We start from the raw sequence: 20,893 nt of genomic DNA on the forward strand, positions 1-20,893 counted from the left end.
ACTCCGTAGCGGAGGTGGCGCGAGCCGGATCGGTCCCGAGAGCCACCACGTCAACTCGAGGAATCGCGAGCGAAGGCCGCAGGGGGCCGGCGACGCTTGACGGCGCCGGGCCACCTTTTGTCCACGAGTCTCTCGGCGCGAAGCTCCAGGCCGGCGTCGTTCGATGCTGCCGCGAGCGTCGAAAGCGCGTTCGCCAGATGCGCGGGGCCGGCGAGACGTGCCGCCTGGTCATCCGCCGCCAATTCGACAAGAAGCGTGGTTGCTCTTCGCAGCGCGCGCGCGGAGTGCGTTCTGGGGAGACAAAGAGCGTTGATGCGAGCGATTCGGGTGGCCCACGCATGATGTTGCCTCAGGTGCGCGTATTCATGAGCGAGGACGGCTTGCAACTGAGCGGAAGGGAGAAGCGACTCCATGCCCGTCGAAAGCAGGATCTCGGGCGGTCTGCCCGGTGCGGCGAAGGCGATCGGCTGATCCGATTCGAACCGGACCAGCGTGAACCCGCGTCGCTGTTCGCGGCTGATGGCGATCGGCGCCAGCGAATGCAGCGCGCCTGTCTCGGAGGAGAGCACCGGCTCGGCGGACACGGCGACGAAAGCGGCGATCGCGCCGAAGGCTCCCAAGCCTGCCCAGCCGAGGATCGTCATCAGCAGCGTCTCTGAACCGGTCGGGGTATGCGAGGCGGCGACGGCGCCCGCAACGCCGATGATCAGCCCGGCGAGGGCCAGTGCGATGCCTATGAAGAACGCCCCGAACCACACTGAGAGGGCGGTACGCGGGTGCAGAAGTTGCCAGCGTCCCACGGTGAGCAGAAGGGGTGCGAGGAGTGCGACCATGATCGATGCGATGCCGCAGGCCAGCACAACCCAGAAGAGCATCTGCTAGCGCTTCGAGGACTTCCGACCGAAGGCGGATTTCAGCAGGGCGACGTCGTCGTCGTCAAGCGTTCCGGCGAAAGCGAGCAGTGCCGCGTGGCGGTCTCCCGCGCGGTCCAAGGCGGAGAGCATCGAATCGCTCGTGAACTCTTCTCCCGAGCGTGCGGCCTGAAAGCGCACCTTGCGGGGAGAGTCTCCCGATCGGACGACCTGCCCCTTTTTCTCCAAGCGGGTGAGCGCCGTGAGAAGGGTCGTGTACGCGGGCACTTGTCCGGTGAAAAGCTCCTGCAGGTCGCGCGCGCTCATGGGATCCACGTGCTGCCAGAGCAGCCGCATGATCTCGCCCTCGAGCTCGCCTCGCTCTCGAGTTCTCTCTCCGGCCATAGTTCCTCCGTACGACTGGGGTATGAGGTCCGAATCGGCTTACTCTACAAACCTGGTAGCTACTGTATTACACCTTGGAGGATGTGCGCTCATCCGGCGCGTGCGCTTCGTCAGGGATTGCGCTCCTCGCGGCCGGGGTGATTCCCAGGGATGTCTGGATGTGATGATCCAGCTGTGCGGGGAGATCCATGTCGTCAGGACTCAGGATCAGTTGATACTGCAGTCCGTCCCACAGTGCGACGAGCCACACGGCATCGAGCCGTGGATCCGAAGACCCGGAGTCGCTGTTCGCGATGAGGCCCTCGAAGTAGTCGATCGTGCGGGAGAAGCGATCGGTGAAGTAGGCGTGCGCCGGATGGTCGGGGTGAATAGCCTCGGTGGAGAGGACGGCGTACATGTCTACGAGCCCTCGCTCCACGTTCAGATCCCGGCGCGCCTCATTGCCGAGCTCCGCGAGCTCCGTGCGCGCATCCATGTCCCGCTGACCGCGCCTATGAACGAGCTGCTCGTCTCTGTGGCGAAGCACCTCTGCAAGAAGGCCCGCCTTGTGTCCGAAGTGGTGGAGCAGTGTGGACGCGGAGATGCCCACCTCGGATGCGAGCTGCCGGATGGTGGTTCCGTGGTATCCGTTGCGGGCGAAGAGCATGGTGGCGTCTTCGACGATCTGCCGCCGGCGGGAGCGACCACGCGCATAGCCGAACTCGGCGGGTATCAGCGATTCCGGAGGTGCGGGGGCCGTGCGGGAGGAGGGCGCTGACGGCTGGGCGCGCGCCGGGTCGAGGCGCGCCCGGAGGATTCGGGCGGGATCGAGTGACGGGAAGTACGCCTGCAGTACGAGCAGCCCCTCCCACGCGGCGACGAGCCCTTGAGGGGTCAGCGAGGTCGAGCGGGAATGCTGGATGAGGAGGCTCTCGGTCGACTCGAGGAGCTGCCGGTGGTGGCAGGCCGCGGACGGTGATGATGATGGTGAACCGTTCATCAGTGCGAGGTTCAAGAACTGCACCGAGATCGAGCGATAGTCGGGGATCTCCAGCAGACTCGCCCACGAACGGATGCCAGCCGACATCCGCAGCCCGGTCTCGACGCAGAACTCGGCTTCCACTGCTGTCATCAGTGCATTCATCGAGCGGAAGTGGCCGAGGAGCCCGGGGCGCGTGATCTCCGATTCGGCTGCGACGTCCTCGAGTGAGACCTGTGCGGCGCCTCGCGAGCCGATCAGTGCTCTGGCCGAGGCGAGAATCCGCCGTCGCGTCAGCGCGGTCGATGCGGTGCGGGACGAAGCGTGCTCGGAAGATCTCACCGTCTCATGATCGCACGCACGCTTCAGCTACAAATAGATCGATATTGACTTACATTTTGTTCGAGTTTGCGTTACTCTGGCCCGAACCCACCCCCTTCGGGCGCGACCAAGGAGTCGACGATGACTGAACCCTCCACCACCACACCTCTCACCCGGACCGTACCGGCCGGCCCCGTGTCTCCGGCCTACTTGCCGACGCTGGGTCTCGCCAACTTCGGCGTGTACCTGGCGCTGCTCACACCCGTGTTCGTCTCACTGGCCTTCAAGCTCGAGCACATCACCGCGAACCGCGGCGAGTCGGTCGCCGCGCTCAGCCTCGTCATGGGCGTCGGCACACTCTTCGCGATCATCTTCAATCCGCTCGTCGGGCGTCTGTCGGACCGCACCATGTCGCGCTTCGGCATGCGGCGGCCCTGGCTGATCCTCGGTGCCGTGGTCGGATTCGCGGCTCTCGTGACGATCGGTCTGGCGAGCGAGGTCTGGATGGTCCTCGTGGGATGGTGCGTCGCGCAGGCTGCCCTCAATGGCACGCTGGCAGCGTTGAACGCCACCATCGCGGATCGCATGCCGGTATGGAAGCGCGGCCTCGCGTCAGGAATCATCGGGATCACCACGTCGCTCGGCATCCTGGGCGGAACGTTCGCGGTCAACTTCCTCGACTCGGATCTCTCGCGATTCGCGGTACCCGCGCTCATCGGTCTGGTGTTGACGGTGCTGTTCGCGATGCTGCTGAAGGATGGGGTGCGTCTCACCCCGCCGTCGACGAGCTACGGCTGGAAGGACTTCGCCGGATCCTTCGTCTTCAACCCTCGCAAGAACCCCGACTTCGGTTGGACCTGGATCACGACATTCCTGGTGATGTTCGGTTACGCCGGTATCGCCACGTATCTGCCGCTCTATCTGACCGACAAGTTCCTCCTGACGGAAGCAGAGGCCATCACGGCCGTCCTGATCTGCAACCTCGCGGCAGTCGGCGCGCAGGCGATCTCCGGGCCGCTCGCGGGTTACCTCTCCGACAAGCTCGGGCGCCGGAAGCCGTTCGTCCTCGCCGCCGGCATCATCATGGTGGCCGGGCTCGTCGTTCTCGCCTTCGCGCCGACCGTCGAGATGGTGATCGTCGGTCAGGGACTGATCGGACTCGGCATCGGGTCCTTCCTCTCGGTCTCGCTCGCCCTGGCGACGCAGGTGCTCCCCGATGTCGAAGACACGGCCAAGGACCTCGGCGTCATCAACATCGCCAATGCGCTGCCGCAGTCCATCGCTCCGGCCATCGCACCTGGAGTCATCGCGCTGGGCGCGGCGACCGCGATCGGCGGCTACTCGTTGTTCTACCTGGTCGGCGCGGCTGCCGCATTGGCGGGCGCAGTTCTCATCTTCCGAGTCAAGGGCACGAAGTAAGGCGCACTCATGGATTCCGACAATCAGAGCATCGACGTACGCTTCCGCGACAGCAGTCTTCCGGTCGAGGAGCGGGTGGAGATCCTCCTCGCCCAGATGACGCTGGAGGAGAAGGCCGGCCTGTTCTTCCACGCCATGATCTCGATGGGGGAGGACGGTGCACTCTCCGATGGTGATGAAGAGTTCGACCTCCCATCGAACGCGGAGTATGTGTCACATCGGCACATGAGTCACTTCAACCTCCTCACCGGAGGGTCGCCGGAGGCGATGGCGCGCTGGAACAATCACATACAAGACCTAGCGCTCACCACGCGGCTCGGGATTCCGGTGACGGTGTCGACCGACCCTCGGAATTCCTACAGCGACAATCCGCTCGCCGGACTTCTCGCCGGGGCGTTCTCCGTGTGGCCGGAAGCCCTGGGGCTCGCCGCGATCCGAGACGAGGGCGTCGTTCGGCAGTTCGCTGACATCGCTCGCCAGGAGTATCTCGCCGTCGGCATCCGTGTTGCTCTGCACCCGCAGATCGATCTCGCCACCGAGCCGCGCTGGGCGCGCCAGCTCGATACTTTCGGTGAAGACGTCGAACTGACGAGTCGGCTCGGTGTCGCGTACATCCAGGGCTTCCAGGGCGAGGCGCTCGGACGGGACTCGGTCGCGACGATGGCCAAGCACTTCCCGGGCGGCGGGCCGCAGAAGGATGGCGAGGACCCGCACTTCGCCTACGGACGCGAGCAGGTGTATCCCGGCGGTCGGTTCGATCTGCACTTGGAGCCGTTCCGTGCGGCGATCGCCGCAGGTGCGTCGCAGATGATGCCGTACTACGGCATGCCGGTCGGCACGGAGTACGAAGAAGTGGGCTTCGGGTTCAACCGCTCGATCATCACGGAACTTCTTCGCGAACAGCTGGGCTTCGACGGAATCGTCTGCACAGATTGGGGTCTGATCAACGACGCGACGGTCGAGGGAGAACCATTCCCCGCGCGGGCCTGGGGTGTGGAAGACCTCACCCCGCGGCAGCGGATGCGCAAGGCCGTCGATGCGGGCGTGGATCAGTTCGGCGGAGAAGCATGTCCCGAGATGCTCGTCGAGTTGGTTGAGGCGGGTGAAATCTCGGAATCTCGGCTCGATGTCTCGGCGCGCAGGCTCCTCGCCGAGAAATTCGTGCTCGGTCTCTTCGACGACCCGTACGTCGATCCGGTGGAGGCGTCTCGTGTGGTCGGTGCGCCCGCGTTCATCGCCGCGGGCCTCGCGGCTCAGCGTGCGTCGTTGACGCTGCTCACGAACCGTTCCGAGGGTGGGCGCTCCGCTTTGCCCGCCGCGGAGGGACGGCGCCTGTACGTCGAGGGCATCCCCGAGGATGTCGCTGCGGAGTACGGCACTGTCGTCACCGATCCGCTCGAGGCGGACCTCGCCATCGTGCGCATCCATGCACCGTATGAGAAGCGCTCCACGGCCTTCGAGAACTACTTCCATGCGGGCTCGCTCGCGATGGATGACGAGACCGTGTCGCACATCGCTCAGCTGAGCGCGTCGACAACCACGGTCGTCGATGTCTTCCTCGATCGTCCGGCGATCCTCACCCCGATCCTGGAATCGGCGCATGCGGTCGTCGCCAACTACGGTGCCCACCCGCGCGCGGTGCTCGACGTGCTGTTCGGTCACGATGCGCCGAGGGGTCGCCTCCCCTTCGATCTGCCGTCCAGCATGGCGGCGGTCGAAGCATCGCGCTCAGATGTTCCGTTCGACACTGCTGACCCGCTGCTGCGCTTCGGACACGGATTGGGGTACGGGGTGCGCTGACCCGCCCGCCCGCACGAACGACCCTGTCCGCGTGATCTCCTCACGCGGACAGGGTGCCAGCAAGAATGAGCAGCATGGGGATCGTGGCGACGGCGAGCACGGTCTGAATGCCGGTGATGGCCGCCACGAGCCGAGTGTCGCCCCCCATCCGCGATGCAAGGACGGTGGCGCTGGGCGCAGTCGGGACCGCCGTGATGAGAATGATGCTCGTGAGGGTCGCGCCGGTGATTCCGAACGCCAGCGCGATGGACATCGCCGCGAGCGGCAGCGCGAGTAGTTTGAGGAGAACAGCGGTACCGACATCGACCAGGTCTCGCGGGCGGAACGTGAATCGCAGTGCGGCGCCGGCGACCATGGTGCCGACGACGAGGGCGGGGGCCGCGATCATCTCGATCGTCGTCTGCAGGACCGCAGGCATCTCGATGTCGCCCAGATTGAGCGCGACTCCGGCCAGGCAGGAGAGGATGAGGGGATTCGATGCGAGATCTCTCCACAGCGCGAGGCGCCGCCGTCCTGTGTCCCTTTTGCCGAAGAGCGAGAGCGTCGTGACGCAGATCACGTTCACCAGCGGTACGACGATGGCGCTGGCGAGTGCGAACGTCGCCACTCCTTCTTGCCCATGCAGCGCTGATGCGAAGACCAGCCCGACGTAGGTGTTGATGCGGATGGAGCCCTGCATCAGGGAGGTGAGCTGGGGGCCATTCGCTCGGGTGAGGAGCGCCACACCGACCGACAGTGCGGCTACCAGCAGCGTGGGAATGCCGACGCTGAGCGCAAGCGGCCCCGCGGGCACGGCCGCGAGATCTGCGCCGCTGATGGAGGTGAGAAAGAGCGCGGGAGTGAAGACCCAGTAGCTCATCCACGACAGTCCCGTCCAGAACCCGGCGTCTGTCAGCACGCGCCACCGAAGGATCAGACCGCCCCCGAGGAGCAGGATGATCGGGGCGATCCCCGTGGTGATGACGTTCATCTCCTCACTGTGATGCAATGGGTCAATGCAGTTCAACCATGACAATATGACCGGCCCGCTGCTCGCCGCGGATCTCGTGACCCTCGCACGGCGGGGCTGGGACGTCGGCGCTGCGGCCACCGTTCTTGCGGACCATGAGATCCGGCGTGCAGAGCTGGACAAGCATGACGGCGAGCAGCTACGGGAATGGGCGGATCAGATCGTCCCGGTGTTCCTCGCTGCGACAGCAGACGAGCGTTGCGACACCATCAATCGCCTCCTCCTGGCCGGCGCAACGAGTCCGTATCTCACGACGCACGACGGGCTCCGTCCGCACCTGCACTTCGCCCCTGATGCTCAGGATGTCGTCGCACGTGTGCGTGCTGTCACCGCCGGTGGGCTCGCGCTCTTCGTCGTCGAGTCGGAGGGGTCTCGTCTGGGCGTCTGCCTACGGGATCGCTGCCCTGTTGTGTACGTGGACACCAGTCGTAATGGACGGCGCTGTTACTGTTCGGCGAAGTGCGGCAACTACGATGCCGTTCGCCGCCACCGGGCCCCGGTCAGTCAGCGGTGAGCGTAGGCGTCGGTTCCTCATCGAGGCCGAAGAGGTGGGGCGGGACGGTCATTGCCCAGGCATTCATCGCGTCGAGCACCGGGCGCAGCTGCATCCCCACCGGCGTCAGCTCGTAGACGACGCGAGGAGGGATCTCGGCGTAGGCGGTGCGGGTCACCAGCTCGTGCGCTTCGAACTTGCGCAGCCGGCTCGAGAGCGTGTGGGCACTGATTCCCGGCAGTGCCGAGAGGAGCTCGTTGAACCGGTGCGGCTTCTTCAGAAGCTCGCGCACGATGAGCGTCGCCCAGGGGCCGTCGAGCAGGCTGAGGAACCGCGCGACGCCGCACTCCTGCAGTGCGCAATGATCGAATCTCATGGGCTCAGGATACGGCCTTCAGTGCATGAGATGTACTCGTTGCGTTCGGTGCAGCAATGGCCTCTACGCTTCTGAGCTGCCGGTGGGATGACGCGTGAACGCGGCCGCGAGATAGCGACCGGTCGCGCTTTCCGTCGCAGCGGCGATCTGCTCGGGAGTGCCAGTCGCAACGATTCGTCCCCCGGCGACTCCGCCGCCAGGCCCCATGTCGATGACGTAATCGGCGTTCGCAATCACGTCGAGGTCGTGCTCGATCACGATCACCGTTGCTCCGCGTTCGAGCAGTCGATCGAGCACCCGCAGGAGCACGCGCGTGTCCGACGGATGAAGACCGACACTGGGTTCATCCAGAACGAAGAGCGAATCGGACTGATCGCGCCCGAGTTCTGTGGAGAGTTTCAGCCGCTGCGCCTCTCCACCGGACAGCGCGGGGGTGTCTTCGCCGAGCGTGAGATATCCGAGCCCGAGATCCATCAACGTCTGCAGCTTCTTCCGCACCTTCGCAAGGTCCGTCACGTGCGGCAATGCCTGTGCGACGGTGAGCCCGAGAAGTGCGGGAAGCGAGATCGGCGGAGCATCGGATCCGGCTCGCCGGATCGCGTGGCCCTCAGCGCCGTACCTGCTACCGGCGCAGTCGGGGCACGAGATGTCGACATCAGGAAGGAACTGCACATCCAGGACGACTTGGCCGGTGCCCTCGCAACGTGGACAGCGCAGAGACCCGGTGTTGTAGGAGAAGTCGGCGGCCTTGAGTCCGTGCGCCCGAGCATCGGGTGACGCCGCATAGGCCTTGCGGAGATCGTCCAGGGCTCCGCTGTACGTGGCGATGGTGGAGCGCACGTTCGTGCCGATCGGCGCGGCATCCACGATGTGTACGTGCGCGATGCCAGGCGCGGTGAGATCGAGGACATGTGCAGGGCGGCTCGTATCGCCGATGAGCGATTGCAGCGCCGGGACCAGGCTCTCCAAAACCAGGGTGGTCTTCCCCGAGCCTGACATCCCCGTCACTGCGGTCAGGCGACCGCGAGGTATCGCGCTGTCGAGGGGGTGCACGGTGTGCAAAGCCCGCGTGCGCAGTTCCATGCGGCCATGAGCGAAGACATCTCCCTCTTCGGCGCGGTCGCGCACCAGCAGCGGCTCACGATCGGCGAGGAATCCGCCGATCAGCGATTCGGGCAGTGTGCCGAGGTCTGCCACAGTGCCGGCGGCGAGGATAGTGCCGCCGGCAGCCCCTGACCCCGGGCCGATCTCGATCATCCAATCCGCCTCGCGGAGCACCTGCACGTCGTGGTCGACGAGTACCACCGAGTTGCCGTTCGACAGCAGATCGCGCATCACTCCGATCAGGCCGTCGACGTTCGCCGGATGGAGTCCCACGGACGGCTCGTCGAGGACGTAGAGGACCCCCGTGGTCTCATTGCGCACGGCTCTGGCCAGTTGCACTCGCTGCCGTTCCCCTGTCGAGAGGCTCGAGCTGGAGCGATTGAGGCTCAGGTAACCCAGACCGAGTTCGATCAGTCGCGTCGCCATCTGCGCGAACTGGCCGATGATCGACATGGTCATCGTCTGCATCTCCTGCGGGAGAGTCGCGGGGATGCTCTGCAGCCACGGCGTGACGTCGTCGAGAGACATCGCGGTCACCTCGGCCAGATTCCTGCCGGCGACGCGGGGGAGTCTCGCCGCGTCGCTCAGGCGCGTGCCCTGGCAGGCCGTGCACGTCTGCGACGTGATGAACCTGTTGACTCGGGCCAGCCCCTTCTCGCTCTCCGCATTGTTGAGCGCCTCCTGAACCGCGAGTCGCGCGTTGCGGTAGGTGAAGTCCAGCTCGAAGAGCTTGCCGTTCTTGGAGCGCACGGCGATGTGCTTCTTTTCTTCCGGACCGTGCAGAACGATCTCCCGCTCAGCGTCGGAGAGCTCTGCATAGGGAACATCGGTGCGCACGCCGAACTCGGCGACGACCTGCGGCATCACGGTGAGGCCGAACATTCCCCACGGGGCCACGGCGCCCGCGGCGATGGTCAACGACGGGTCGGGTACGAGGGAGCGATCGTCGACGGCCCGGACGATGCCCGTCCCGGTGCACATCGGACACGCACCTTCGGAGTTGAACGCGAGCGTCTCTGCACCGGGCGGGGTGAAAACCGCCCCGCATTCGGGGCACACCAGGTCGAGGTTGGCGGCGACGTCGATCGTCGGCTCGAGTCGGTGCCCCTTCGGGCACACATGCGAGCCGAGCCGGGAGAACAGCACCCGGATGACGTTCAGCAGTTCAGTCGACGTGCCGAAGGTCGACCGCACACCCGGAACTCCCGGACGCTGTCGGAGTGCCAGAGCGGCCGGGACGTGGCGCACGGAGTCGACATCCGCCCGCGTCGCCTGCGACATCCGTCGCCGCGTGTAGGTGGAGAGCGCTTCGATGTAGCGCCGGGAGCCCTCCGCGTAGAGCACTCCCATCGCGAGCGACGATTTGCCGGAACCGGATACCCCGGCGATCGCCACCAGGCCGCGCAACGGGACATCGACGTCGATGTTCTTGAGGTTGTGGACGCGTGCCCCGCGGACCTCGACGACATTGGGGGACCCTGGCTGATGTGTTCCGTCATCGGCGAATCGCATCCGTGGCCTCCTCGGGATCAGTGCCGGGTCGACGCGGCTTCCTCGTGAACTTTACCGTCGGCGACGTGGGTGGCGGATTCGGCGTAGTCAAGACCATGCCCGCACCGGAAGAGCGGCTCCTCGGTATCGAAGGGCACATCCTCCCGGCTCTGCTCGACCGCTTCCATGGAGGAAGGGAGATCGAACGGCAGGCGCCCCTTCGGGGTGACTACTCCCGTCAGAACATCGATCACGGCCGCATCCGACGCCCCGTAGTTGACGACGATGGCAGCTGCGTGATCCGCCAGCGGTCCGAGCACGGTCGCGCGATCGAGGGTGATCGCGACGATGGTCGGTGCTGCCTCGCACACAGCGACGAGCCTGTCCATCTCCGCCGTGGGGAACTCGAGAGAGCCCGCGTGGAAGAAAGCCTCGAATCCCACCCCTCGCGATTCGAACGGTGAGCTCAGGCGGAGGATGCACAGATCGGCGGCAGCAGGATCATCGACGATGTCCCAATCGAGTCCCGGCGGAACAGTGAGGTTCTCCGCGTAGACGCGGCGCCGTCCTTCGGTGACGGGCAAGGTGGGTGTGCCGCCGGGATCGCGTCGATTGGTGAGAACTGTCATGGCTTCGCGTTGAGCCTTCTCGCCCTCCTGCCGGAAGTCTGCGGAGCCGGCGATCTGAATCGCTTGCTTCGGGTCGGCGTAGGGGGATTCGAAGAGCCCCAGACGCAGCTTGAGAGTCATGAGGCGCACAACGGATTCGTCCACACGAGTTTCGGAGACCAGCCCCTTGCGCACGGCCGCGACCAATTCTTCCGTGCACATCTCTCCACCGAACTGGTCGACGCCGGCATCGATCAGGCGGGCGATCCGTTCCTGGCGGGTGGTGCTTTCGAGCCCCCACGCCCGAGCGGGCATGTCGCTGCCGAGGATCTCGACATCGGTGAGCAGCCCGAAGTCTGTGCACACAGTCCCGGTGAAGCCGAGTTCCTGTCGGAGGAGACCCGTGACGATCGCCTTCTCGAACGCGAACCCCACTTCGTCGAACTTCGTGCCTACCGGCATGCCGTAGTAAGGCATGATCTCCGCGACGCCTTCATCGATCGCTGCTCGGAACGGCTTCAGATGGTACTCGAACCGACCACCCGGATACACCTGTTCCTTGCCGTAGACGAAGTGTGGATCCTCGCCGTCTTTCTGAGGGCCGCCACCGGGGAAGTGCTTGGCCATGGCAGCGACGGAGTGCGACCCGAGCTCGCCTCCCCGGAGCCCGCGGATGTACGCGGCGCCGAGTGCCGACGTGAGCTCGGCATCTTCACCGAACGTGGCTCCCGCGCGAGCCCACCGCGGCTCGGTGGCGACGTCGATCTGTGGGTGCAGTGCGCCGCGGAGTCCCACCGCCACATACTCCTGTCGAACGATGTCGGCGAAGCGTTCGACGAGTTCCGGTGAACGCAATGCCGCGAGACCCAAGCTCTCGGGCCACTGGGAGAACATGCTCGAGAGCGCAGCGGTGCCGGGATTCTCGATGAACCCGTGTCGGGGATCGCTGGAGAATGTGATCGGAATCGGCAGGGTCGATCCCAACGCGAGCTCCTGAGCCTCGTTGACCCATTTCACGAATCCCGCGGCATCGTCTGCGTCGCCGACGACATAGAGATCGGTGATGCGGTGATTGATGACGAGCGAGGTCAGCGAGGGGAAACTGAATGCCGACGAGGGACGGCCCACGGGACCGACCGCGACGATCGCTCGGAACATGGCTCCGGCCTTGTCCTCGAGGGTCATCCGCGAGACCAGATCCCTTGCGCGTTGCTCGGGGCTGAGGGTCGGATCCTGGTAAGGATGGCGAAGGGTGGGCATCAACGAACTCCTCTGACTCGGAAGACCAGTACGCCGCCGGCGATGGCGACAAGCCCCGCGACGACGAACCACAGTGTGTAGCCGGCGCCGAACAGCGTCTGTCCCAGGGGGATGAAGATGACGCCGGCGATGAGCGGTGCGACCATCGCGGGCAACGTGTTGGCGATGTTCAGGATGCCGAGGTACTTCGCGGTGTTCCCATCGTCCGGAAGCACGTCGATGCACAGGGCGGCATCCACCGCGAAGAACAGACCCATGCCGGCGCCGATAAGGGCTTCGGCGACAAGGATCACCGTGAGACCGCCTGTACCGAAATTCGGAGAGACGGCGAGAAGCAGGATGCCGGCGCCTGCGAGGACGCCGCCGATCGAGACGAACACGCGACGCCGTCCCGCGACATCCGACAGCTTCCCGCCGATGATGCTCACCGCGATCATGAACGCGACCGAGACGAAGGTGGCTGAGAGGTTGAACTGCAGCTGCTCAGGGATGTCCATGTCGTAGCTGGTCGCGAGGAAGAGAGTCAGGTAGGTGCCGACCGCCCCGTACCCGAGCATGATCATCGCCTTGGTCAACCACGCCCATCCCAGATCCGGCATGCGTCGAGGGTTGAAGAGGAACGTGCTGATGAAGTTGAAGAACGTCATCGGTGCGTTGGGGCGCTTGGAGCGCACCTTGTCCTTGAGGGTGAGTGCGAACAACAGCCCGAAGATGAGCCCCACCGCTCCCGGGGCCGCGGCTCGCCAGAAGTCGTTTGGGAGGAAGTTCAGGCTGGTCGCTCCGGCGAGGATCGCGATCGGAACCGCTGCTCCAGCGAGTCCCGAGACGTATCCGCGTCGTCGCACGGGAACCTGATCGGCGAGCGACGCCGCCTCGGCGGCCTGAGCGAAGTTGGTGAAGGTCTGAGCGGCGCACCAGGCGACCGTGAGCACCACGACATTCGGAGCGAGTCCGACGCCGACGAGGCTCAGGAAGGTACCGACCACGCCGATCACGATCCACGGTCGGCGCATGCCCCAGCGCGAGATCGTCGCATCGGAGAGTCGCCCGGCGATCGGCTGCGCCACAAGCGCGAACAGAGCGCCGATTCCCGTGACGAGGCCGAGCTGGAGAGGAGCGTCCTCGAGGCCGACCAGCGACTGCAGCTTCACCGAGAGGCCGCCCAGGATCGGCGTGAGTATCGCGAAGAAAAGGCCGGTGTACGCCAGGGAGAAGGTGATGGCATAGCCGCGGGGTTCCCGTGGGCCACGGGGCCCTGAGGTGGAGTGGGCCTCGGGGGCCGAGGGGGCCGGAGGCGCAGCGGATTCGGTGGACACGGAGACTCCTTCGTCAAAGTGAACTGCGGGCGCCGGACGGGTCATCGGCGAGAACGCCACGCTAGCACAAAACCTACACTAGTGTTGGTTTTATGATCCCGATTAATGTTTACCCTGCAGAAGGAGAGTGGTGACACTGAGTACGGGCACGTATCCGAAGGGTGTGGCGCGGCGCGCAGAGATCGTGGAGGCCGCAACCCGCAGCTTTTCGCGCGCAGGCTTCGACGGCACCTCCATCCTCGAGATCGCCGGGGACGTCGGAATCTCGCGCGCGGGCCTGTTGCATCACTTTCGATCGAAGGAGGATCTGCTTCTTGCCGTTCTGGCTGAACGCGAGCGGATCGACAGGGCCGTGTTCGTCGAGAGCGGATCGCAAGAGCCTGGAGGTCTGGGTGTTCTTCGGGGGATGGTCAGGTTGGCTCGGCTGAATGAGGGCAGGCCGGCGATGGTTAGACTCTTCGTCGTGCTCAGTGCTGAGGCCACCGAGATGTCCCACCCTTCACACGAATACTTCCGCGAACACTTCTCCCGGATCATCGCCGGCACCTCGCGCGCGCTCACTCAGGTGCGAGGCGTCGGACTGCTTCGCCCTGGCATCGATCCCGAGAGCTTCGCTCGGGACCTCATCGCGTTGCAGGAGGGTCTGCAGTTGCAATGGCTCATGCATCCCGAGCGTGTGTCGATCGCGCGGCCGCTGGAAGAGTGGATCCAATCGGTCTTGCTCTGTCCGTTGTGGGGTGATGGGGGCTGAACCACCGTCACGCGGGTGTGACTGCGCCCTCGCGCCCGAGACTCGACGACCGTCGCGGCAGGTAGCCTGAGCGGGTGTCAGAGACTCCGCCTTTCAGTCCCACGATCGCGCTGCTCACCGTAGCTGCGGGTTGGCAGGAATCTTTCGCTGATGTCCTGAAGCCACTCGGGCTCACATCGCGCAAATACGCGTTGCTCGGACACATCCGTGCCACCCCGGGTATCTCGTTCAGCGAGCTGGCGCGCCGGTCGCGAATCACGGCGCCGAGCGCCCATATCGCGGTCGCCGCGTTGAAGGATGCCGGATTGGTCGACGATGCCACGGCACGTGCCGGTGCAGCGTCTCACCTGGAGGTCACCGGTCGAGGTGGGCGGCTCCTGTCGGATGCTGCTGCGAGGATCGCCGTGCTCGACGAGGAATTCGCCGCGAAGTATCCGCAACTCTCCGATGCCTTGCACGCCCATCTGATCGCGACGTTTGCGGGAGACCAGAACCTTTAGGTAATCTAAAGGTGTGGAAAACGTACTCCTGTCCGTGCACGTCGTCGCCGGCATCCTCTTCATCGGCCCCGTCGCCGTCACCACGAGTCTCTTCCCGCGATTCGCTCCCTCCGCGTCGAGCACTGCATCGGCCGCTGACGCTCCGGTCGGTGGAGTCGAACCGGCCAAGCTGCTGCATCGAATCACTCGTACCTACGGCATAATGGCGCTGACTGTTCCTCTCGTCGGCCTTGTTCTCGCCGCCGTGCAGGGGAGGCTCGGCGAGATCTGGATCACCATCGCCATGGTGCTCACCGCCGTCGCCGGAGCCCTGCTCGTGTTGAGGATCGTGCCCGCGCAGCGTGATGCGCTGGGCTCCGCGTCTGATCCCCGGCGACTCGCGAACCTGCGTGCACTGACGGGAGTCTTCAACTTGATGTGGGTCGCTGTCGTCGTGATCATGATCGTTCGGCCGGGTGCGGAATGAGACCCTTGCTGCGTACCCTCGAGGTGCTTTCCGGGCTCGAACTGCTGAGCATCGTTGTTCTGCTCGTCAATCTGTTCCTCGTACATGCTGACGGGGTGGCGCCTGCGATCGGCCCGGTTCACGGCGCACTCTACGTCGCCGTGGCGGTGACGGCGCTGTTCGGGCGCGATCTGATGCTGCGGACGCGCCTAATGGCTCTCGTTCCCGTGCTCGGCGGCATCCTTACGCTCATCAACGTGCGCGCGGAGAATCGCCGGTGACGTCGGCCCGACACTTCTTCCGCCGACCGTGCGCGGTGAGCGCCGCAGAGGCGCGGGTGCTCGTGACGGCCGGCGCCCTCATCGTCGACGTCCGGCGAATACAGGAGTGGCGGCGGCATCACATCCCGGGGGCGGTGCTGATCCCGCTGGCGCAGCTCGAGGAACGCGCGGGTGAGCTGCCAGAGGACCGGTTACTCATCACGTTCTGCACAGGCGGTTTGCTGTCGAGCGGAGCGGCGAACCTGCTTGGGGAGTTCGGGTACGACGCGGTGAACATGGCGCGTGGCCTGGTCGACTGGCGCGCCACGGGAGGCGAACTCGTTGCTGGGGATTGACCGTGATCCTCCTGCTGGCATCGGGGTGTGTGGCTAAGAAAGTGCGACTCAGGGAGATAACCGGGTTCTGAGCCACGTAGGTATGCGCCGAATAGTTGCGATAAGTGGTCTTATCGTCGGGAAAGGGCCAGACAGGGGAGTGGGATGGGACTGCGCCGATAGTCGGGATAACTGGTCTTATCGTGGCCAATGGGCCAGACGTTGAAGTGAGATGGGGCTGAGTAGGTATCTGGCGTCTGAGCAGTGCTCGAGCGGGATCGCGGGGGTGCGAGCGTCTGCAAAGAGGATCAGAGGTCCTGACGCCGCGATTAGGCTCACGACATGGGACAGGCTCAGCACTCAGGTGGCCCGCGACCGGTTGACGCGAATGAGTGACAGCTGGCTGCCGGAGCATCAAGAGCATGCGCTGTACACCGCTGCGCACGTAGATGCGCAGATTCTGCGGCTCGGGCAGATTCTGCATCCATACTTGGCTGCCGACCCCCTCAAACTGGCTCAGAGGCTGACGCCGACCACCGAGGAGGTCGTGCTCGCTTCGATCGCACCGCTGCCGCAAGCAGTGCCCCGGCTGTTCGCGGACGCTCTCAATCAGACCCGCAACCTCATGGAACACTGCCTGTTCGCGGAGGTCGAGTCGCAACTGGGGCGCGATCTGGATCGCAAAGAGGCTGCCCTGATCGAGGTACCGGCGAAGCTCTCAGCGGAAGCGTTCGATGCCTGGGCCTCCGATAAGCGACGCAGACCGTTAGGCGTCTTCGTCCGCGGGAGCGAGCTGTACGAACGCCTTCACCGGCTCCAGCCTTTTCACCGCCGAGACGTGGACATGCACCCCCTGAGACGTCTCGCAGAGCACACGAACTTCGCGAAGCACCGAGAGCCGAGCGTCACGCTGACCCGAGTCGGTCGGGTCGACCTCGAGGATGGGTCACACACCGCCTTGCTCGCCGGCGAGCAACAGGTCGCTGAGGTTGGCAGCGTTCTTGCTTCCGTTCCTCGAGGTACGAAGATGGGCGTCTCCATCTGGCCGGAGGTGGTTGTCCGGAGACCTCACACCGGTACGGTGTACACCCTCATGCACGAGGTGGGGCAGTTGGAAGAATGGGTCCGAGAGCAGGCCGTTCCAATCCTGGTGAGAGGACGCACAGACCTGCCGAAGATCCCGCCGAACCTCGACCTTTCACGCGGGTACGCGTCGTTCTCCGACGCGTGGAACGCCGCCAGCCGGGACGTAGCCCACACGCGCCTCACCCGACGTATGGCTGGTGAAGGCGTTAGACGCGATCTCCTCGAAATGCTCGCCGAATCCTACGGCGATGACAAGCGAACCGCCTTCGCGGGCTGGCTCAGCACCCTCGACGAATCGGAGGTGCTGGTTCTTTTCTCACCCGGCAGCGAAGCCGCGCTTCGGGGAGATCATGCAACCATCGAGCATCACCTGCAGCTCTGGCGTGAGCGAGCTGGCGTCGCGATTGACGCTGACTCCGCCCGGTAGCAGCGCACTGCTACCGTCAAGCCATGCCGAAGCAGATGGCCATCGAGGCGTTCCGTGAGCAGCAGTGGGCTGATCGCTACGCGGCTCACGTCGCGCCTGTGAACGAGTACGTCGACGAACTACGCGAGGTGGGTCGAGGCTGGGCGCCGTACGTCGCTCCCCTCCATGGTGGAGTCGAGGCCCGGGTGCTGAGCATCCTGCGCGACCCAGGCCCGGCCACGCAGGACGAGGTCGGCAGTGGGTTCATCTGCGTCGAGAACAACGACGGCAGCGCCGAGCTGCAGGCGGTCTTGCTCGAGGAGGCCGGGGTCTCGCCCTTCGAGTTGCTCCCGTGGAACGCCTACCCCTGGTACATCAACCGCGCTCCGAAGGCGTCAGAGCTGGATGCCGGAGTCGAGACGATCCTGCATCTGCTGGAGCTCGCGCCGAAGGTGAAGATCGTCCTGCTTCAGGGCGGTGACGCAGACCACGCCTGGCGGCGACTCTTGCACATCGCCCCGACTATCGAGCGGGATCGTGGGCTCACGGTCGTGCGCACGTTCCATCCGTCGCCGCAGGCGTTGTTCGTGCGCGATCTCGAGGAGCGGGCAGCCCGCGTGGCGCGGCGACGCGAGGCATTCCACGAGGTGGCGGCGCTGCTCGCCTGATCATCGCGAGGGCGTCAGCGCGAAATCGAGGCCTCACGTACTCTCGCGGCGTCCGCCTGGCGGTCGAAGCGCTGCAGCCACTGGAGGTGGTAGCCGGAGGCTGAGTGACGGCGACCGCGGTGGTTGCCCGCGATGACGAGGTCGGCGTATCGCGAGAGGAGCCCGTCCCAAGAGGTCGCGATGGCCGGCGGGACGAGCTGCACCTGGGGGAGTGACTCGGCAGCGAAGCTGGACTTCCGGGTGTTGCACATCGCGTGCAGGGTGGTGAGGTTGTCGACGTCGCTTGAGCCGCCGCTGGCGTGGGCGAGCTTGTGGTCGGCTTCGGGGGCGAGGGCCCAGTATGCCGGGTGCACAGTTCCTCGGCGGTAGTGGGCGTAGTAGGGGAGCGCTTCGGGGAAGACGTCGCTGATCGCGACGAGGACGCAGCGGGGGATCGTCTGGCCGCCGCAGTAGGTGCAGAGGAATCCGTCTCGGAGGAACACCCGCGCTCTTGTGCGGTCGGAGACGCGGCGCGACGAGCGATCGGTGATTCCGGCGGCGGTCGTGCCGTGGAGGGTCAGCATACCCGTCCACACTTCGCCGGCGATGGGGGGCAAGGCGCTGCTCAGCCAATTCGAGCGACGGCAGAGCCTCGGCGACGCCGGCGAGAGTCTCGCTGTACAGGGCGACGGCGTCGTCAGGCAGAGCATCAACCGCGACCGTCACGCGGGATCCAGCTCTGTCGTCGAGGGGTCATCCGTCGCGAACTCCCGAGATCGCATGACGGCACCGACTCCGAGGAAGCCCGCAAGGCGGACGGCGTCGTTGCCGCCTCGGAGCCTGTTCAGGGTGAACTTCGCGGGGAACTGCTCGAGCAGATCGTTCTCGTCAGCGAACGAGCTCTCGGTTTTGAGGGCGAAGATGCGGGTGGTGTCGAGCGCGCGGAAGCTGTCGATCGAGATGATCGACTTGTCGACGTCGCCGAAGATGAGGCGATCGAACTGCTTCTGGGTGGTCCAGTGCTGACGGACGCGCTTGGCGATGCCGGTCCAGCTGTTCGTTGCGCCGACATAGACCTGTGCGTACTCGTCGAGCACCATCACGTAGAGCCCGGCGACGCCGTCCCACTTCGTCAAGTCCTTCACCTCGACCATGCCGCGCTGGCTGGCGACGGCCGATCGCAGAGCTCGCTCAAACTCGTCGCGGTCGAAGGATGCGAAGTGGGCCATGTTCAGGTCGAAGTTCTGAAGGGCGCGCTCTCGGTGCTCCTCGCACCACTCGTCAGTGAGGATGCGGTGCTCGGCGTCTTCATAGACGCTGTCGAGGGCGTCCCAGAGTTCCGGGTTGTCGTCGCGGTGCCAGCGAGGTGACGACGAGCGCTTGTTGATCGTCGCGTAGACATCGCGGGAGATGCGCAGACCGAGGCCGCGGGTGCTGCGCACCGTGGTGCCGAAGTGCGTCGCGGTCTCGGTGCCGCCGGCGCGCGGTCGGCCTCGGCGGGGGATCGCCACCGGGACTCCCCAGACCTTCCGAGAGAGCCGCGTCTGCCAGCGATGCCAGATCAGCGTGTGTCCGGAGTCGACCAGCGCATGCAGGGTCGCGTTCGCGTCAGCGCCGATGCCGACGTCGAAGATGCGCGCGGGGTCGAACTCTAGGTGCTCGCCGTCAGGGATGAGACCTGCGGTGTCCAGACCCCACGGGTCAGCGTCACGGACGAGGTAGCCGGCGTCGGTGAGTTCCCGGCGCAGCTCTTGAGCCGCTTGGGTTCGCGGCGCCCACACGTGGGTCTCGCGCGGGGTGACGGTGACCTCGAGTTCTATCACCATCACCGCGATTTGATCTTGCAGAGCACCTGAGCGGCCTTGAAAGCCGCGTCGTCCTCGAGGATCGGCTCGGTGCGGATCACCTTCGCCGGCTCGTCCAGTCCGCTGTCGACCTGACGCATCCAGTACGCCCAGCACAGACCAGAACCGTCGGCCGGGCGGCCGTGCTTGGAGAGGAACTGGATGCCGAGCGGCAGCGTGCCATCGTCGAGCTGGACGTGCTCTCGAATCGCGGCGGCGATCGCGGTGGTGAGCACACGGTCATCACCGGTGAGGTCGGACAGCGTGAGAGGCCTCTCTGACTCGCCGTCCTTCGTGGGCCAGGGGCCGGCGAAGAGGTCATGGATGGCAGCGATCGTCTCCGTTGCCGAGGCGTCGATCCACCAACCATCCGGATACTCGATCGTGTACAGCGCACGTCCGTCGCGGAAGGCGCGGGGGAGCCATGAGGCCTTCATGTGATCAGACTCGTCCCACTCGGTGACGATCTCGTTCCAGTAGTCGTCGAGGCTCTTCCCCATCGCATCTGCGGCCGGCTGCAGCGCGCGGCGTTCGGCGTTGATGTCGGTGCGATAGGTCGCCAGCAGCTCCATGAACGCGGTGACGCGGTCGGCGCTGCTGTAGATGGTTCGTCCGATGGTGTCGTAGCGACTCCAGTTGCCGGGGTCATCGCTGGCTTCTCGCGGCTTCGGCGCCAGGGCCCCGTACGACTCTCGGGCGATCCGGAACGAGGACACCGGACCCGCAACGAGTGCGAGTCCGGTGTCCTGGCAGATCCGCCGTGTGCCCGGTTCAGCCACTGAAGCTGTCATCGATCAGGGCCTGAGCGGCGTTGCCCACGTCCTTGAAGCGGCCCTCGCGGATCGCCATGATCGGGGTTTCGTACTCGATCCAGGGGTTCGCGCCGATGAACCAGACTCGAGCGACGTGCTCGCCCTCAGCCTCAGCGACCTTCTGCCACTGCTCGTACGCGAACACGAGGCGCTTCACGACCTCGGGACCAGGCTGGGAGCCGGTCTCTTTCGCCCACTTGTAGGAGGCCTTCGTGTCCTTGGAGCCGGCGAGGGTCGAGACGAGCGTGCCACCCAGCGCCGCGTTCAGGCGACGGGTGACCTCGCGAACGTCGAGCTTGATCACTCTCTTGTGCGCGCCGTGCTTCGTGGCCGTTGCGATCGTCTTGCCGCTCATCAGCGTGCCTCCTGTCCCTTGACTCGTAGTCACACTCTACT

General features: G+C 65.4%; 22 protein-coding genes. 10 read left to right on the forward strand and 12 right to left on the reverse strand.

Features of this window, described 5'->3' with window-relative positions:
* Positions 1–50: 50 nt before the first annotated feature.
* The 3 genes from RQG82_RS07725 to RQG82_RS07735 all read right to left on the reverse strand — a co-directional run bounded on the left by RQG82_RS07725 (position 51) and on the right by RQG82_RS07735 (position 2,556).
* Positions 51–644, reverse strand: coding sequence for a M56 family metallopeptidase (locus tag RQG82_RS07725; protein WP_311258518.1), 594 nt, complete (start codon positions 642–644; stop codon positions 51–53).
* A gap of 234 nt (positions 645–878) precedes the next feature.
* Positions 879–1,256, reverse strand: a complete 378-nt coding sequence (locus RQG82_RS07730; protein ID WP_285362851.1) for a BlaI/MecI/CopY family transcriptional regulator — start codon at positions 1,254–1,256, stop codon at positions 879–881.
* Positions 1,257–1,323: 67 nt separating this feature from the next.
* On the reverse strand, positions 1,324–2,556 hold the full coding sequence (locus tag RQG82_RS07735; protein ID WP_285362850.1) for a TetR/AcrR family transcriptional regulator: 1,233 nt from the start codon (positions 2,554–2,556) through the stop codon (positions 1,324–1,326).
* Positions 2,557–2,676: 120 nt separating this feature from the next.
* On the opposite strand from RQG82_RS07735, the gene RQG82_RS07740 reads away from it, so the two are divergent.
* The gene (locus tag RQG82_RS07740) at positions 2,677–3,954 is read left to right on the forward strand and encodes an MFS transporter (RefSeq protein ID WP_285362849.1); all 1,278 of its coding nucleotides are present in this window, start codon (positions 2,677–2,679) and stop codon (positions 3,952–3,954) included.
* 9 nt (positions 3,955–3,963) lie between these two features.
* The gene (locus RQG82_RS07745) at positions 3,964–5,754 is read left to right on the forward strand and encodes a glycoside hydrolase family 3 N-terminal domain-containing protein (protein WP_311258519.1); all 1,791 of its coding nucleotides are present in this window, start codon (positions 3,964–3,966) and stop codon (positions 5,752–5,754) included.
* A 40-nt stretch (positions 5,755–5,794) separates the two neighbouring features.
* On the opposite strand, the gene RQG82_RS07750 is transcribed toward RQG82_RS07745, so the two are convergent.
* A complete protein-coding gene (locus RQG82_RS07750) occupies positions 5,795–6,724 on the reverse strand; it encodes an AEC family transporter (protein ID WP_285362847.1) in 930 nt (309 codons plus the stop codon).
* Positions 6,725–6,770: 46 nt separating this feature from the next.
* On the opposite strand from RQG82_RS07750, the gene RQG82_RS07755 reads away from it, so the two are divergent.
* Positions 6,771–7,277 (forward strand): CGNR zinc finger domain-containing protein, encoded by a 507-nt coding sequence (locus RQG82_RS07755; protein ID WP_285362846.1) that lies wholly within the window; start codon positions 6,771–6,773, stop codon positions 7,275–7,277.
* Here the strand turns inward: RQG82_RS07755 and RQG82_RS07760 are convergent.
* The 4 genes from RQG82_RS07760 to RQG82_RS07775 form a co-directional block, all read right to left on the reverse strand.
* Positions 7,264–7,632 (reverse strand): helix-turn-helix domain-containing protein, encoded by a 369-nt coding sequence (locus RQG82_RS07760; protein ID WP_285362845.1) that lies wholly within the window; start codon positions 7,630–7,632, stop codon positions 7,264–7,266. The two genes, RQG82_RS07755 and RQG82_RS07760, sit on opposite strands and share 14 nt — an antisense overlap.
* Before the next feature lie 63 nt (positions 7,633–7,695).
* The gene (locus RQG82_RS07765; protein ID WP_311258520.1) at positions 7,696–10,248 is read right to left on the reverse strand and encodes an excinuclease ABC subunit UvrA; all 2,553 of its coding nucleotides are present in this window, start codon (positions 10,246–10,248) and stop codon (positions 7,696–7,698) included.
* A 17-nt stretch (positions 10,249–10,265) separates the two neighbouring features.
* Positions 10,266–12,095: a glycoside hydrolase family 3 N-terminal domain-containing protein gene (locus tag RQG82_RS07770; RefSeq protein ID WP_311258521.1), complete on the reverse strand. Its 1,830-nt coding sequence runs from the start codon at positions 12,093–12,095 to the stop codon at positions 10,266–10,268.
* A complete protein-coding gene (locus RQG82_RS07775) occupies positions 12,095–13,411 on the reverse strand; it encodes an MFS transporter (protein ID WP_311258522.1) in 1,317 nt (438 codons plus the stop codon). The genes RQG82_RS07770 and RQG82_RS07775 overlap by 1 nt, the downstream gene beginning before the upstream one ends.
* A 130-nt stretch (positions 13,412–13,541) precedes the next feature.
* Here RQG82_RS07775 and RQG82_RS07780 point away from each other — a divergent pair, with 130 nt between their 5' ends.
* The 7 genes from RQG82_RS07780 to RQG82_RS07810 all read left to right on the forward strand — a co-directional run bounded on the left by RQG82_RS07780 (position 13,542) and on the right by RQG82_RS07810 (position 17,862).
* Positions 13,542–14,162: a TetR/AcrR family transcriptional regulator gene (locus RQG82_RS07780; RefSeq protein ID WP_311258523.1), complete on the forward strand. Its 621-nt coding sequence runs from the start codon at positions 13,542–13,544 to the stop codon at positions 14,160–14,162.
* A 74-nt stretch (positions 14,163–14,236) separates the two neighbouring features.
* Positions 14,237–14,662: a helix-turn-helix domain-containing protein gene (locus tag RQG82_RS07785; protein ID WP_311258524.1), complete on the forward strand. Its 426-nt coding sequence runs from the start codon at positions 14,237–14,239 to the stop codon at positions 14,660–14,662.
* 13 nt (positions 14,663–14,675) lie between these two features.
* The gene (locus RQG82_RS07790) at positions 14,676–15,128 is read left to right on the forward strand and encodes a hypothetical protein (RefSeq protein WP_311258525.1); all 453 of its coding nucleotides are present in this window, start codon (positions 14,676–14,678) and stop codon (positions 15,126–15,128) included.
* Complete coding sequence (locus RQG82_RS07795; protein WP_311258526.1) at positions 15,125–15,388, forward strand: hypothetical protein; 264 nt, start codon at positions 15,125–15,127, stop codon at positions 15,386–15,388. Before RQG82_RS07790 ends, RQG82_RS07795 begins: the two co-directional genes overlap by 4 nt.
* Positions 15,385–15,723 carry a rhodanese-like domain-containing protein gene (locus RQG82_RS07800; RefSeq protein ID WP_311258527.1) on the forward strand — a complete coding sequence of 113 codons (339 nt, stop codon included), beginning with the start codon at positions 15,385–15,387 and terminating at the stop codon, positions 15,721–15,723. The genes RQG82_RS07795 and RQG82_RS07800 overlap by 4 nt, the downstream gene beginning before the upstream one ends.
* A 367-nt stretch (positions 15,724–16,090) precedes the next feature.
* A complete protein-coding gene (locus RQG82_RS07805) occupies positions 16,091–17,215 on the forward strand; it encodes a hypothetical protein (RefSeq protein ID WP_311258528.1) in 1,125 nt (374 codons plus the stop codon).
* 23 nt (positions 17,216–17,238) lie between these two features.
* Positions 17,239–17,862, forward strand: a complete 624-nt coding sequence (locus RQG82_RS07810) for a uracil-DNA glycosylase (RefSeq protein ID WP_311258529.1) — start codon at positions 17,239–17,241, stop codon at positions 17,860–17,862.
* Positions 17,863–17,876: 14 nt separating this feature from the next.
* Here the strand turns inward: RQG82_RS07810 and RQG82_RS07815 are convergent, their stop codons facing one another.
* The 4 genes from RQG82_RS07815 to RQG82_RS07830 form a co-directional block, all read right to left on the reverse strand.
* Positions 17,877–18,425 (reverse strand): HNH endonuclease, encoded by a 549-nt coding sequence (locus RQG82_RS07815; protein ID WP_311258530.1) that lies wholly within the window; start codon positions 18,423–18,425, stop codon positions 17,877–17,879.
* Between the two features lie 138 nt (positions 18,426–18,563).
* Entirely contained in the window at positions 18,564–19,667 is a 1,104-nt protein-coding gene (locus RQG82_RS07820; RefSeq protein ID WP_311258531.1) for a hypothetical protein, read from the reverse strand.
* Complete coding sequence (locus RQG82_RS07825) at positions 19,667–20,476, reverse strand: hypothetical protein (protein WP_311258532.1); 810 nt, start codon at positions 20,474–20,476, stop codon at positions 19,667–19,669. The genes RQG82_RS07820 and RQG82_RS07825 overlap by 1 nt, the downstream gene beginning before the upstream one ends.
* Positions 20,457–20,852 (reverse strand): hypothetical protein, encoded by a 396-nt coding sequence (locus RQG82_RS07830; RefSeq protein WP_311258533.1) that lies wholly within the window; start codon positions 20,850–20,852, stop codon positions 20,457–20,459. The genes RQG82_RS07825 and RQG82_RS07830 overlap by 20 nt, the downstream gene beginning before the upstream one ends.
* Positions 20,853–20,893: the final 41 nt, after the last annotated feature.

This window comes from Microbacterium sp. WCS2018Hpa-9 (assembly GCF_031843745.1).
In the GTDB taxonomy this organism is placed as follows: Bacteria; Actinomycetota; Actinomycetes; order Actinomycetales; family Microbacteriaceae; genus Microbacterium.

Bases quoted from the DNA above. Each gene is read 5' to 3' on its own strand.
- RQG82_RS07740 (WP_285362849.1), top strand. From the start codon at position 2,677: ATGACTGAACCCTCCACCACCACACCTCTCACCCGGACCGTACCGGCC.
- RQG82_RS07765 (WP_311258520.1), bottom strand. From the start codon at position 10,248: ATGCGATTCGCCGATGACGGAACACATCAGCCAGGGTCCCCCAATGTC.
- RQG82_RS07755 (WP_285362846.1), top strand. From the start codon at position 6,771: ATGACCGGCCCGCTGCTCGCCGCGGATCTCGTGACCCTCGCACGGCGG.
- RQG82_RS07750 (WP_285362847.1), bottom strand. From the start codon at position 6,724: ATGAACGTCATCACCACGGGGATCGCCCCGATCATCCTGCTCCTCGGG.
- RQG82_RS07820 (WP_311258531.1), bottom strand. From the start codon at position 19,667: ATGGTGATAGAACTCGAGGTCACCGTCACCCCGCGCGAGACCCACGTG.
- RQG82_RS07830 (WP_311258533.1), bottom strand. From the start codon at position 20,852: ATGAGCGGCAAGACGATCGCAACGGCCACGAAGCACGGCGCGCACAAG.
- RQG82_RS07725 (WP_311258518.1), bottom strand. From the start codon at position 644: ATGACGATCCTCGGCTGGGCAGGCTTGGGAGCCTTCGGCGCGATCGCC.
- RQG82_RS07795 (WP_311258526.1), top strand. From the start codon at position 15,125: ATGAGACCCTTGCTGCGTACCCTCGAGGTGCTTTCCGGGCTCGAACTG.
- RQG82_RS07815 (WP_311258530.1), bottom strand. From the start codon at position 18,425: ATGCTGACCCTCCACGGCACGACCGCCGCCGGAATCACCGATCGCTCG.
- RQG82_RS07825 (WP_311258532.1), bottom strand. From the start codon at position 20,476: ATGACAGCTTCAGTGGCTGAACCGGGCACACGGCGGATCTGCCAGGAC.
- RQG82_RS07805 (WP_311258528.1), top strand. From the start codon at position 16,091: ATGAGTGACAGCTGGCTGCCGGAGCATCAAGAGCATGCGCTGTACACC.
- RQG82_RS07760 (WP_285362845.1), bottom strand. From the start codon at position 7,632: ATGAGATTCGATCATTGCGCACTGCAGGAGTGCGGCGTCGCGCGGTTC.
- RQG82_RS07770 (WP_311258521.1), bottom strand. From the start codon at position 12,095: ATGCCCACCCTTCGCCATCCTTACCAGGATCCGACCCTCAGCCCCGAG.
- RQG82_RS07730 (WP_285362851.1), bottom strand. From the start codon at position 1,256: ATGGCCGGAGAGAGAACTCGAGAGCGAGGCGAGCTCGAGGGCGAGATC.
- RQG82_RS07810 (WP_311258529.1), top strand. From the start codon at position 17,239: ATGCCGAAGCAGATGGCCATCGAGGCGTTCCGTGAGCAGCAGTGGGCT.
- RQG82_RS07745 (WP_311258519.1), top strand. From the start codon at position 3,964: ATGGATTCCGACAATCAGAGCATCGACGTACGCTTCCGCGACAGCAGT.